Genomic DNA, 12,441 nt, shown 5'->3' with positions numbered 1-12,441 from the left:
AACTAGGTTTAGTATTGAAAAAAATTAAAAGCGGCACACCATTAAAAACTTAATAATTCACAAGCTATGATTGCTATGGATCACACTATAGCAGGAGCAGCTTCTGGAGAGACCGTGGAAATTCCACGGCGCCGAAGGGTTCACAATCTCAGGCAAAAGGACAGAAGAGTACTGAATAATTTATTTGTTATTCTGATAATCATCGGAATAGCATATATTATTTGTTATTCTGATGACCCGGAGATTGGAGCGTATCCAATCTCTTTTTTTATTGGCATTTTGGCTTGTTCATTGTTTCACATGGAAGAAATATTGAGGGGGAGCTACACTTGGCACAACAGGAGCTAAAGAGAGATTTAGAGAACCGGCATGTTCAGCTTATTGCAATTGGCGGCACGATTGGCACCGGATTATTTCTGGGATCGGGTAAAGCTATTCAACTGGCGGGGCCGTCCATTATTTTTGCTTATTTAATCGTGGGTATTGCTGTTTTTTTCGTGATGCGGGCGCTAGGGGAGCTCCTGTTGTCTAAAGCGGGATATCAATCTTTTACGGACATTGCCGAAGATTATCTTGGACCGCGCGCAGCGTTTATCACCGGATGGACCTATTGGTTTTGCTGGATCATGACGGCTATGGCTGATATTATCGCTGTCGGGGTATATGTGCAATATTGGTTTGATATCCCGCAATGGATACCTGCTGTCATATGTCTAATTATTTTATTGGGACTAAATCTATTAACGGTAAAAAATTTCGGGGAACTGGAATTCTGGTTTGCGCTAATTAAGGTAGTGACTATCCTCGCATTAATTGCCATTGGGGTTGTTTTGCTGGTCATCGGCTTCAAAACAGATGCAGGAGCGGTTACGCTAAAAAACATTTGGGGTCATGGAGGAATATTTCCGAACGGAATTTCCGGTTTTCTGCTTTCCTTCCAGATGGTTGTGTTTGCCTTTGTGGGTGTGGAATTAGTGGGGGTATCGGCAGCAGAAACAGCTAATCCGGAAAAAAATATTCCATCGGCCATCAATAAAATCCCTTTAAGAATTCTTTTCTTCTACGTTGGGGCAATTATTGCCTTATTATGCATTAATCCGTGGACAGAGCTGAATCCGTCAGAAAGTCCTTTTGTTAAAACATTCAGTTTAGTGGGGATACCGATTGCCGCGGGAATTATTAATTTTGTCGTATTAACTTCAGCCGCTTCCGCTTGTAACAGCGGGATGTTCTCAACAAGCCGGATTCTATATAATTTGGGCAGGAATAACCAGGCTCCAGCCAGTTTTGCAAAGCTGAATAAAAATCATGTACCCAGCAGCGCGTTATTAACATCTACGCTTGTCCTATCCGTGGGAGCTCTATTGAGCAAGCTTATTCCGGGGCAAGCCTTTGGCATCGTGACAACGATCAGTGCCATCTGTTTTATATGGGTGTGGGGTATCGTTCTGATCTGCCATTTACGGTATAAGAGAACGAAGCCGGAATTACAGGCAAAATCGAAATTTAAAGCTCCCTTCACCCCGTTTATTAATTACGTTGTCCTGGCGTTGTTTGCAATCATCCTTATAATCATGCTATTTGCAAAAGATACACGCCCGGCCTTATTGCTGACACCTGTATGGTTTTTTCTTTTATTGGCTTTGTATTCGGTAAATCGAAGAAAGCGGGAAGAGGACCATAAAGCTTCAGTGCAGAGCCGGCAATCCGTGGATGTGTAACTGGGTTACCATGAATTACCACAAAACCATTTTGCGTATGCTTCGTCCAACTGTGTAGGAGTAAATCTATATACAAGGTGATGAACATATGATTAAGCGAAATGCTGCACTTCTGTCTCTGCTAACCCTCACACTCTGTTCCTCCGGCGTTATCCATGCAGATGCCCGGCCGCAGGCCGAAGCCCGGACGATCTCCGTCTATCTGGACGGACAGCGGCTTGAGCCCGGAGTGCCGCCGCTGAACCTGAACGGGACAGTGCTCGTGCCGATGCGCGGATTGTTCGAAGCGCAAGGGGCCAAGCTGATCTGGAACAACGCGGACAAAATCGTCACCGCAACCAAGGCGGATACCACGCTTACCTACCGTATCGGGGCGCTGACTGCGGATTTGAACGGGCGGACACTGAGCGTGGAGGTTCCCGGCCAAATTGCCGGAAATTCGGCATTGATCCCGCTGCGCTTCGTCAGCGAGGCCTTGGGCAGTAAGGTAGACTGGGTGCCGAGCACCCAATCTGTGCAAATCTCCTCCGGGATTACTTATGAAACCTCGATTCTCCGTGGAGTCAACCTGCGCAGCTTGCCGGATGCGAAGAGTAATCCTGTTAGCCCGGAGCTGCTCTCCGCAGGTACGAAGGTGCATGTGGAGAGCGTTGCCGATGCGCTGTGGCTGAAGGTGAGAACCGGAGACAACCAGACAGGCTACATCTCAGCCAAACCGCAATATACCGATTACACCAGCACTTTGCTCGCGGACAAGCAAGCGGAGGCGCTGATTGCTTACGGCAAGACCTTCCTCGGCACACCGTATGAATTCGGCGCTTCAACTGACCAGACCGCAACCTTCGACTGCTCTTCCTTTGTGAAGCGCGTATTCGAGGATATCTTGTCCATTAAGCTCCCCCGCGCATCCTATGATCAGGCGAAGGAGGGCAGGGAGGTAGGGCTGAATGAGCTGCGTCCGGGAGATCTGCTGTTCTTCAGCGCCCGCGGCTTGAACATCGGTCATGTAGCGATATACGCGGGGAACAATCAACTTCTGCATACGTACTCCACGAAACTAAACGTGCATGTAGAGGCCTTCGATGGCCAGTGGAAGAAGCGGTTCGTAACCGCCCGCAGAATTTTATAGGCCAGCACCCAATCAAAAGATGAATACCAAAAGAACCCGGCAGATTCTGCCGGGTTCTTTCACATAAATAAATTGCACGCAAATATGCAATGTGGTATGCTAAAAACGAGTTTTGATTTTTTTATGTATAAAGTCATAAGTATAACATCTTATTTATACCTTAATCTTACCATGCGGATTAGGGGTTTGTCAAATGTTCTTTTTCGTATTCTGAGTAGACTGAAAAGGAGTGTGTTCAGGAGCATGATTAATGCAAATGATTGGCAGCAAGAACAGGAGCGGCTTAATGAGGTTGCAGATAAGCTGCGGTTGAGAATCGCGGAATGGGAACCGGAGGTTGACGGGCTGCGGGATCAGGTAGCGGACATCCGCAAGCGCTTCTGGGAGGAAGTTTCGGTCAACACGAGCACAGACGAAGATTTCGAAGAGACCTTTTACAGTATAAAGCAGCAGGAGGCGTTGTTGTCCGAACGGGAGCGGAGCCACCGGCTGCGGTTGCAGCGCTACAAAAGCATGAAACGGCTGCTGCCGTCCCCCTACTTTGGGCGTATTGATTTTCAGGAAGAGGGAACGGGCTTCAGCGAGCAAATTTATATCGGAGTTTCGTCCTTCTTGGATGCAGATGGTATGAGCTTTCTGGTGTATGACTGGCGGACACCCATTGCAAGTATGTATTACGATCATTCCCCAGGGGAGGCTGCCTATGAAACGCCGGGCGGAACGATTACGGGGGCAATGACGCTGAAGCGGCAATATCAGATTCAGGGCGGTCAGCTCCGGAATGTGTTCGACACAAGCTTAACCATTGGCGACGAGCTGCTTCAGCAGGTGCTTGGCAAGGGAGCAGACTCGCAAATGAGGAGCATCGTGGCGACCATTCAAAAGGAGCAGAACGCCATTATCCGCAACGACAAGAGCCGTATGCTCATTGTGCAGGGGGCGGCCGGCAGCGGAAAGACGTCTGCGGCGTTGCAACGGGTAGCGTATTTATTGTATAAACACCGGGATAAGCTCAGGGCGGACCAGATCGTTCTTTTTTCGCCTAATCCGATGTTTAACAGTTATGTATCCACGGTACTTCCCGAGCTAGGTGAGGAGAACATGCAGCAGACAACCTTTCAGGAATATCTTGAGTACTGGCTTGGGTCGGCGGTGCGGCTGGAGGACCCATTCGAGCAGATCGAATATGTACTGGCGTCAGAATTCTCGCAGGGCTATGAAGCAAGGAGGAGCGGGATGCAGTTCAAGGCGTCCGAAGCCTACTTGCATGACCTCCAGAACTATGCGCTGTGGCTGGAAAAGGAAGGCATGCTATTCCGTAGTATCCGATTCCGGGACCGGGAGCTAATTAGCGTGGAGCAAATGACCTTGCAATTTTACAGCTATGACAGCTCTATCCGCCTGGTTAATCGCATCGGTCTGCTGCAGGAATGGCTGCTGCGGGAGCTGGCTTCGCTGGAGCGGCGGGAGCAGGAGGAGCCCTGGGTTCAGGATGAACTCGATTATCTTGACAATGAGCAATATGCTGAAGCCTATAGTGCGCTGCTTAAGAAGTATCAGCGGGAGGTGGCTGTCTTCGATTTTGCCGAACAGTATGAGGAGCTTTATGGCGAGTTTCGCCAGAAGGAGCTGGGGGAGGAGAATGTCTTCGACTTTGCCATCCAGGAAGAAGAGCTGCTGCGCCGGATGATCGTGAAGGAACACTTCAAACCGCTGAGACGGGATGTGAAGCGGTTCTTGTTCATAGATATGATTGGGCTGTACGATCAGGTGTTCAGTGATGCCGCCTCTTACCGGATAATGACGAACGGGACCGAAGTTCCCGCTGAGTGGCCGGAAATCTGCGAGCAAACGAAAGAGAAGCTGAGCCGGCTTGAGCTGTTCTATGAGGATGCAACTCCGTTCCTTTATTTAAAAGAACTCGTAGAGGGCCGACGGATAAACACGGAGGTGCGGCATCTTTTTGTCGATGAAGGCCAGGATTATTCGCCGTTCCAATACATGTTCCTCAAGCGGCTGTTTCCCCGCGCCCGGATGACAGTGCTCGGTGACTTCGGCCAAGCGATCTTTCCCCAGGCAACGAATCTGCACGAGGCGGAGTCGCCGCTGATCCGGCTGTACGGTGAAGCTGAAACGAGCCTGATCCGCCTTGTCCGAAGCTACCGCTCGACCCGCGAGATTGTGGAGTTTACGAAGCTGCTGCTGCCGGGCGGGGAGATTGTGCCTTTTGACAGGAGCGGCAGGAAGCCGTATCTGTTCAAGACCGCCAGCAGGGAAAAGCGGGCGCTGCGAATCATGGAGGACCTTGCGGCGCTTAAGGCGGAAGGCTTCGACTCCATTGCCGTCATTACGAAAACTGCAGCCGAAAGCCGCGAGGTCTATGAAGCATTGACGGCACAGGGGTGTGGAGAACTGCGGCTAATTACCAAGGAGACGCTCATCTTTGAGAAGGGAACGCTGGTTATCCCCGCTTATCTCGCCAAGGGAGTTGAATTCGACGCCGTGCTGATGTACGATGCCTCTTCGCAGACATATCACCGGGAGAATGAGCGGAAGCTGTTTTATACAGCATGTACTCGGGCCATGCATCGGCTGCTGCTCTATACGACAGGGGAATGGACACCGTACATCCGGGCGTTGGATAAGTCCTTTTACGAGGCGGGTCAATAAAAGATTGACTGATTGTAAGGAGTGAACGGCAGCAGCGCTTACGTTGAATGAGTTAATGAAGAGGCCCCCCTTCATAATGAAGAGGAGCCTCTTAAATTTCATTGCCTTATTGTTAATTGTCCTTCGAGTGTCTTTCCCCAACCTGGAAGTCAGCCTCGTGCTCGAACATATATTTTACGGTCATCGGAGCCTGTCCCGTCAGCTTCTTGAAGTCGTCTGTGAAATTATCCATTTTGCCTAAGCGGATTGCTTCGCCGAAGGTGACCATGCCTTCAGAGGAGAAGGGGGCTTCCGAGTCCTTTTGAAATACACCGTCTGTTGTTCTAGGAACCCCCAGGGCGTCAAAGATTGCATAATTCTCTTCATCCGTGATCGGTTCATAGGTGACGTGATTACCCGTTGCTGCATTTCCAATTTCGATAAAATCGGTGATGGTCATTAATTCAGGACCGTTAATATTCAGCACCGCTTCATGATAAGCGCTTGAGGCCAGTGCGTAGGCTACGGCTTTGGCGCAGTCTTTTCGTGAAATGTAGGCCATCTTACCGTCAGCCTGGTTGTTCTTAAGTGTTCCGCCTGCCTTCACATAAGTGAAGTAATTGGTAATCATGGCTTCCGCGTACTGGGAGTTGCGCAGGGCGATATAGTCCAGTCCGGTGCTGCGGATGTACTCTTCTGTATAAGCATGGTCGATCTTCTCGACGCTTGGATTGGATTCGTCAGCGGCGTTGACGAGCGAAGTGTAGATGATTTGCTGTACTCCGGCTTGTTTCGCGGCATCGACCACATTTTTGTGTGCATGCTGGCGTTTCTCCCCAACAAAAGGCATGGAGATCAAAGCGACTTTATCGGCATTGGCAAAAGCTTCAGCAAGACCGTCCGGTGAATTAAAGTTGGTCACATGCGTTTCAATGCCTTGCCCTGCATACTCTTCAAGAGCTGCCGGATTATAGGCACATAAGATAATTTGGTCTTTGTCCACCAATTCCAATAAATATTTGGCGGCTTGCTGCCCCAGATTGCCGTCCACACCCGTTAACAATAGCTTGCCCATGATTGTCGTCACTCCTTGTTCGATTGATTACACCTCTATAGTATGTGAAAAAAAGAACAAAGTCTAACGCATAAAACTTATGGACCATTGCTATTTCGCATGCCGGATTTGGTGCAGAAAAGACTGCAGTGCCGGATTGGTATTGCTTTTCAGATAGCCTGCTTCGATTTTGAACGTATGATGTGAATCCTCAATCGGGATTAACCGCACTTCTTCCTGAAGATAAGCGAGCGGGTGGTTGTCCGGGAAGAAGCCAATTAGATTTTCGGTGATAATGTAAAATAACTCGGTTTCCACATCATCGGCGGTTCGCAGGATGTTCGGCTGGTAGCCATCTTCAATCGCATGCTGGAGCATCAAATAATAGGAATTGCCGATTGCAGCCGGATTCAGCATGACGAGCGGATATGCATATAATTCATCCTTGGAGATAGATTCGCGGTGGAACAGAGGGTGCTGATTGCTCACCGCTACGCAATACCGGCCGCTGTATAGGGTATAGGTTCGAATCCCCTCTTGTCCTGCAAACTCTGAATCGAAGGCGATGGCAATGTCATAGATGCCTTTTTGCAAATACGCGGCAACATCCTTCAGCAGTACTTTATCCAGTTCAAGCTTAATATCGGGATGGTTTTCCTTAAATGAAGGAATCAGCTTCAGCAGGCTCTGGATATCCGTCATTGCAGCGTATTCAATGCTCAAGACTTGGGTGTTATACTTTTGGAAATTCTCCATATTCGTTCTCATATGAGTATATTGCTTCCAGAGCACCACGGCTTCTCCATAGAATAGCCATCCGGCTTTGGTCGGCTCAATCGGAATTTGTTTTCTGTCAATCAATTGGACGTTGAACTCGTCTTCGAGCGAGGCTATTTGCTGGCTGATCGTTGTCTGCGATACGTAATTCTTTTTTGCGGTTTCCGTAAAATTTCTGCATTCAACGAGATCAATGAAATATTTGATTCTTCTAATATTCATCTGGGGCCTCCGGCTGTACAGGTTAATTTGATTATAGCCTATCTGGATATAGAGGCAAAAACAGTCTATCATATATGCTAAAGACTATTTAATGGATAGCTGACTACAGTTCGTATAAGGAGATTAGATGGATAATTCGATAAATATTCTCGTAGCCGAGGACGACAGTGATATCAGCCGGCTGCTGTGCAATATTATAAGAAAAAGCGGTTACACGCCACAGCCTGCCTTCTCCGGAACGGAGGCGCTGCTCTATCTGGAGCAACGGCAGTGGAGCATGGTACTGCTGGATTTGATGCTGCCGGGGATGACGGGCGAAGAGCTGCTCAAATGGATCCGCTTGCGGGGAGGCGTGCCAGTCATTATCATTTCAGCCAAGGGTGAGCAGCAGACCAAGGTGTCAGCGCTGCGTGGAGGTGCGGATGACTTCATTACGAAGCCTTTCGATATCGAGGAGGTATCGGCACGGATTGATTCCCATCTGCGCCGGTATGCGCAGATTGCTTCGCCGGCTGTGCAGAGCGTGCTTCAGCATAAGGGACTTGTGCTTGACCACGACTCCAAAACGGTGACGGCAGAGGGGGCCGAGGTTGCACTGACCGCCCGGGAGTATAAGATTCTCACACTGCTTCTATCGGCACCGAAAAAGGTATTCACGAAAGCGAATCTATACGAAGGCGTATGGGATGAGCCATACTACGGAGACGATAATACGGTCAACGTCCATATGAGCAATTTGCGGAGCAAGCTTGCGAAGGCTGCGCCCGGCAGCGAATTTATCGAGACGGTATGGGGCATGGGCTACCGGCTAAAGCCTTAAGACATTCTTAAGAATTGGCTTTAGCTCCTCTTAAGTTTTGGTTTCTATACTTGGTCTATCACATAAAGGAGGCCAAGACTGCGATGAGTGAATATGTATTGCAAACGAATCAATTATCTAAGAAGTTCAAAGGCAGCGTAGCGCTGGATAAAGTGAATTTGTCTATCCGCAAAGGCTCTATATATGGCTTTATTGGGCAGAACGGAGCCGGGAAATCGACGCTGATGCGCATCGTTACCGGACTTGCCTTTCCGTCCGAGGGAACGATCGAGCTGTTCGGCGCCAGCGACGAGCGGGCGTTGACCCAGGCCCGTAAGCGGATGGGCTTGATCATCGAGAGCCCCTCGTTGTTCCCCCATATGACTGCCGCCGAGAATCTGGAGGTGAACCGGCTCCTTCGGGGCATCCCCGGCACAGACTGCGTCGCAAGGATGCTGGAATTGGTCAGACTGCAGGGAACAGGCAGGAAGAAAGTGAAGAATTTCTCGCTTGGCATGAAGCAGCGGCTGGGTCTGGCAATTGCCATGCTAAGCGATCCGGAATTCCTAATTCTGGATGAGCCGACCAACGGTCTTGATCCGATGAGCGTTATCGAAATGCGCGAGCTGCTCATGCAGCTCAACCATGAACGGGGGATCACGATTCTGATCTCCAGCCACATTCTGAGCGAGCTGCATTTGCTGGCAAGCCATTACGGCATCATTCATAACGGCAAGTTACTGGAGCAGCTTACTGCACAGGAATTGAATGATAAATGTCAGCAATACGTATATATCAAAGCGGATAATTCGGATAAGGCGGCAACGGTTATCCAGAATAAATTGGGTACCAACGATTTCGAAGTGATGCCGGATGGCGCCATCAAGCTGTATAGCTGCATCGAACAGCCGGGCAAAGTATCGTCGGCGTTATTCTCCGCAGGACTGGAAATTGAGCAGTTCATGCCGATGGGCGAAGACCTGGAGAGCTATTTCATGAAGCGGATCGGGGGTGCCGGGCATGTATAATCTGATCCGATCCGAGCTGTTCAAGCTGCGCAAGGACAGGTCATTCCGGGTGCTGCTGCTCGTAACCGCCGTTCTATCATTGGCATATCCGCTGCTCTACTATTTTGACAATAAATCCAGCGGAGATCCACAGTTCACAGGAGTCGAATTTCTGCTTAAATTTATTGCAGGCAATGCCTATCTGATCAAATTCGGCGTAGCAGCACTGGCCGGATTCTTCATCGCCAGCGAGTATTCGACAGGGGTCATGAAGACGATCGCATCGTCGGGCAATGATAGAGGGCGATTGTTCACCGCCAAGCTGATTGGGTTCTCGGCTGGAGCCATGGCTATCTCTCTGGTATTCCCGATCGTAAGCACGACCGAAGTATCGCTGCTTGCAGGTTTCGGTCATCTGCCGGAGGGGGTTGACGCGTTGTTCATACCGCGGACCCTCGGACTAACCCTGCTGTACACTTCCGGCTATGCGGCGATCGGGGCGCTGTTCACTGCCGTATTCACCGAAAGCGGCAAGACGATTGGCTTCTCGATGATTTTCTTCCTGATGATTGATACAATTTTGGGGGGCTTGGGTGAGTACGTGCCATTCTTTACTACGGTATACGATTATTCTATCTTCAAGCTGCTGGGCGATATCGGCAAGCCCACTATCGACAGCGGCGATCTGCCAGCGCTCCTGCTCGTGCCATTGCTGACGATTGTCGTAGCCGGGCTGCTTGGAATTCTCGTGTTCCGCAGAAAAGAAATTAAATAATAATGAGAGGGGCGGAGGAGATGTGCTTATCATAACGCTCATAGCGGTTACGGTGGCGGGTCTCCTGTTTGCCCGTCTGCTGCTGATGAGGCGGGAGCTGGGGCGGATGACAGAACAACTGAGCCATTATAATAAACGGACAACGGGTAAAAAAATAGACGTGACCCTGTTCGACCGGAGGCTCGAAGCGCTTGCGGGTCAAATTAATCGCCAATCCGACCTCGTCGTCGATGCGGAAGCCCGCAGAAGACGAACGGAGAATGAGCTGCGGCAGGCGGTTGCGAACATTTCCCATGATATCCGTACTCCGCTGACCTCTATATTTGGCTATATACAATTGCTCGAAGATGAGCCAATAACGCCTGAGGAGAAGCTCGAATACCTCACAATCGTTAAGAACCGCACGAGACGGCTTCAAGCGCTATTGAACGATTTCTTTGAGCTGTCGCTAATCGAGTCTTCCGATTATCAGCTTAAAACCGAACGGATCGGAATGACTGTCCTCCTGTCAGACATTCTGGTCGGTTTCTACGATCGGTTCAACGAACGGGACATCACGCCGGACATCCGGCTGCCGCAGGACGCCGTGGTTGTATATGCCGATGAATCAGCCGTGCGGAGGGTTGTTGAGAATCTGTTTATCAATACTGCCAAACATGCGTCCGGCCATGTGGAGATCATCTTCGAACAGCGGGGGAAGACCGCCGAATTGAGGATCGTGAATGAAGCGAAGGAACTATCCGACATGGATGTGAGGCTGCTCTTCGACCGTTTCTATACAGTCGACCGCACCCGATCCGCCCAAGGATCGGGACTTGGTCTGTCCATCGCCAAAAGTCTGATGGAGAAGATGAACGGCACGCTGACAGCGGAGCTGCACGGAGGCAACCTAACGATGATCTGCCGTTGGAAACTGTGATCAGTAAAGTTTATGACAGGATCACTACAAACGCACATTGAAATTTGTTTGATATCAAACTATAATAGGATTATGAAAACCAGAGATGCGATATCATTGATATCAAAGATTAGAGAAAAGGTAAACCGGCTTTTTGTAGAAGAGATGTCCAGTAGCGGCATAGATGGAATTGTAACTTCGCATGGGGACATCATATACGCTCTATACAATAAACCAAAAATGAGTATGGCAGAGATTGCTGACAAGATTGGCAGGGATAAGTCCACCATTACAGCCCTTGTTGACAAATTGGTGAAGCTTGAATATGTGGCAAAAGAGAAGGATACCAAGGATACAAGGGTTGTCTATGTAACTTTAACCAGCAAGGGGGAGGCATTGAAACCCGTATTTGAAGCTATATCAGCAAAGGTTCTGGGTGTTTTTTACCTGCATGTCTCAGAAACTGAAAAGAAAGAACTGACGAGAATTTTAAATAAGATTTATATGAATTTCTAATTTTTTTTAGTTATATAGTTTGATGTCAAACTATATCCCGTGAGGAGGAATAATCATGAAGGATTACACTAAACTATTACCTCAGCATATTGAAAAATATATTGGAGAAAACGATTTGTTTGTAGAAATATTCGGGGGCGGAGCAGAAGCAACTGCACAAAGACCCCCGCTTCTATTCGTGCATGGCGCTTATACGGGAAGCTGGATGTGGAGCAAGTACATTCCCCATTTTGTAAATGGGGGGTGGAAATGCTACGTAATGAATATGAGAAGTCATTACAAAAGCAGGGCGATGGACATGACGAAGGTAACCTTCGAGGATTATTTGGAGGATATTAAGGAGGCTATTGCCGAGTGCAATGAACCTCCAATAGTCATCGCGTTCAGCATGGGTGGAATACTCAGTCAAAAGCTGGCTGAGACAGTTAAGCTCGCCGGGCTGGTATTAATTGATACCAGTATAAGCAAGGAAGTAAATGAAATCGTGCCATATAAAGAAACAGTTGAAATTACATCCTCCACCATATTGCCAGCCCCAGTACGGGAAGAACATTCAAGCATTGATGAATCGACGGATGATATTGCTTTTCAAAAGAAGTATTTGTCGATGGAATCATTAAAAGCAATGCGTGCTTGTGGTTGTTGGCTCAGAGGAACAAAGGGAATCTCCATAAATAGCCGCCTGATTACTTGCCCGTGCCTGGTGATTAAAGCAATATTGGAAGAGGATGATGAAAAAAGAGGCAGAGGGACCGCGGAACAATTCAATGCCGAGTATACTGGACTGCCCAACACAACTCATACTGGCCTGCTTGTAGGGCAAAGGTATATGGAGGCAGCAGATAGAATAATAGATTGGTTGCAACGGTTTTGAAAATCGGGTCCTGGGAGGAG

General features: G+C 48.9%; 11 protein-coding genes and 1 riboswitch. Of the genes, 9 read left to right on the top strand and 2 right to left on the bottom strand.

The genetic code is table 11. The features are described 5' to 3' along the window. The first annotated feature begins 93 nt into the window (after positions 1 to 93). Positions 94 to 174, top strand: a riboswitch (glycine riboswitch). 155 nt (positions 175 to 329) lie between these two features. From B212_RS0121475 to helD, 3 genes are all read left to right on the top strand, one after another. Then, positions 330 to 1,721 (top strand): amino acid permease, encoded by a 1,392-nt coding sequence (locus B212_RS0121475; RefSeq protein WP_019913152.1) that lies wholly within the window; start codon positions 330 to 332, stop codon positions 1,719 to 1,721. 88 nt (positions 1,722 to 1,809) lie between these two features. Then, the gene (locus B212_RS0121470; RefSeq protein WP_019913151.1) at positions 1,810 to 2,850 is read left to right on the top strand and encodes a C40 family peptidase; all 1,041 of its coding nucleotides are present in this window, start codon (positions 1,810 to 1,812) and stop codon (positions 2,848 to 2,850) included. Between the two features lie 243 nt (positions 2,851 to 3,093). Further along, positions 3,094 to 5,520 carry an RNA polymerase recycling motor HelD gene (gene helD / locus B212_RS0121465; protein WP_019913150.1) on the top strand — a complete coding sequence of 809 codons (2,427 nt, stop codon included), beginning with the start codon at positions 3,094 to 3,096 and terminating at the stop codon, positions 5,518 to 5,520. 112 nt (positions 5,521 to 5,632) lie between these two features. Here helD and B212_RS0121460 read toward each other — a convergent pair whose 3' ends face one another. Next, positions 5,633 to 6,574: an NAD(P)H-binding protein gene (locus tag B212_RS0121460; RefSeq protein ID WP_019913149.1), complete on the bottom strand. Its 942-nt coding sequence runs from the start codon at positions 6,572 to 6,574 to the stop codon at positions 5,633 to 5,635. 90 nt (positions 6,575 to 6,664) lie between these two features. After that, positions 6,665 to 7,552 (bottom strand): LysR family transcriptional regulator, encoded by an 888-nt coding sequence (locus tag B212_RS0121455; protein WP_019913148.1) that lies wholly within the window; start codon positions 7,550 to 7,552, stop codon positions 6,665 to 6,667. Positions 7,553 to 7,679: 127 nt separating this feature from the next. Between B212_RS0121455 and B212_RS0121450 the strand changes: the two genes are divergently transcribed. The 6 genes from B212_RS0121450 to B212_RS0121425 all read left to right on the top strand — a co-directional run bounded on the left by B212_RS0121450 (position 7,680) and on the right by B212_RS0121425 (position 12,421). Beyond that, on the top strand, positions 7,680 to 8,372 hold the full coding sequence (locus tag B212_RS0121450; protein ID WP_019913146.1) for a response regulator transcription factor: 693 nt from the start codon (positions 7,680 to 7,682) through the stop codon (positions 8,370 to 8,372). An 83-nt stretch (positions 8,373 to 8,455) separates the two neighbouring features. Beyond that, the gene (locus B212_RS0121445; RefSeq protein ID WP_019913145.1) at positions 8,456 to 9,379 is read left to right on the top strand and encodes an ATP-binding cassette domain-containing protein; all 924 of its coding nucleotides are present in this window, start codon (positions 8,456 to 8,458) and stop codon (positions 9,377 to 9,379) included. Next, on the top strand, positions 9,372 to 10,133 hold the full coding sequence (locus B212_RS0121440; protein ID WP_019913143.1) for an ABC transporter permease: 762 nt from the start codon (positions 9,372 to 9,374) through the stop codon (positions 10,131 to 10,133). Before B212_RS0121445 ends, B212_RS0121440 begins: the two co-directional genes overlap by 8 nt. Before the next feature lie 22 nt (positions 10,134 to 10,155). Continuing rightward, entirely contained in the window at positions 10,156 to 11,052 is an 897-nt protein-coding gene (locus B212_RS0121435; RefSeq protein WP_019913142.1) for a sensor histidine kinase, read from the top strand. Between the two features lie 72 nt (positions 11,053 to 11,124). Continuing rightward, on the top strand, positions 11,125 to 11,547 hold the full coding sequence (locus B212_RS0121430) for a MarR family winged helix-turn-helix transcriptional regulator (RefSeq protein ID WP_028530978.1): 423 nt from the start codon (positions 11,125 to 11,127) through the stop codon (positions 11,545 to 11,547). A gap of 55 nt (positions 11,548 to 11,602) precedes the next feature. Further along, positions 11,603 to 12,421, top strand: a complete 819-nt coding sequence (locus tag B212_RS0121425; protein ID WP_019913138.1) for an alpha/beta hydrolase — start codon at positions 11,603 to 11,605, stop codon at positions 12,419 to 12,421. Positions 12,422 to 12,441: the final 20 nt, after the last annotated feature.

The sequence above is a fragment of the Paenibacillus sp. HW567 genome (genome assembly GCF_000374185.1).
In the GTDB taxonomy this organism is placed as follows: Bacteria; Bacillota; Bacilli; order Paenibacillales; family Paenibacillaceae; genus Paenibacillus_AQ.
This window is presented reverse-complemented; position numbering and strand designations above follow the sequence as displayed.

What these genes read in the sequence shown, in the direction of transcription:
- B212_RS0121440 (WP_019913143.1), top strand. Translation starts at nt 9,372, where the DNA reads ATGTATAATCTGATCCGATCCGAGCTGTTCAAGCTGCGCAAGGACAGG.
- B212_RS0121430 (WP_028530978.1), top strand. Translation starts at nt 11,125, where the DNA reads ATGAAAACCAGAGATGCGATATCATTGATATCAAAGATTAGAGAAAAG.
- B212_RS0121470 (WP_019913151.1), top strand. Translation starts at nt 1,810, where the DNA reads ATGATTAAGCGAAATGCTGCACTTCTGTCTCTGCTAACCCTCACACTC.
- B212_RS0121450 (WP_019913146.1), top strand. Translation starts at nt 7,680, where the DNA reads ATGGATAATTCGATAAATATTCTCGTAGCCGAGGACGACAGTGATATC.
- B212_RS0121460 (WP_019913149.1), bottom strand. Translation starts at nt 6,574, where the DNA reads ATGGGCAAGCTATTGTTAACGGGTGTGGACGGCAATCTGGGGCAGCAA.
- helD (WP_019913150.1), top strand. Translation starts at nt 3,094, where the DNA reads ATGATTAATGCAAATGATTGGCAGCAAGAACAGGAGCGGCTTAATGAG.
- B212_RS0121425 (WP_019913138.1), top strand. Translation starts at nt 11,603, where the DNA reads ATGAAGGATTACACTAAACTATTACCTCAGCATATTGAAAAATATATT.
- B212_RS0121455 (WP_019913148.1), bottom strand. Translation starts at nt 7,552, where the DNA reads ATGAATATTAGAAGAATCAAATATTTCATTGATCTCGTTGAATGCAGA.
- B212_RS0121445 (WP_019913145.1), top strand. Translation starts at nt 8,456, where the DNA reads ATGAGTGAATATGTATTGCAAACGAATCAATTATCTAAGAAGTTCAAA.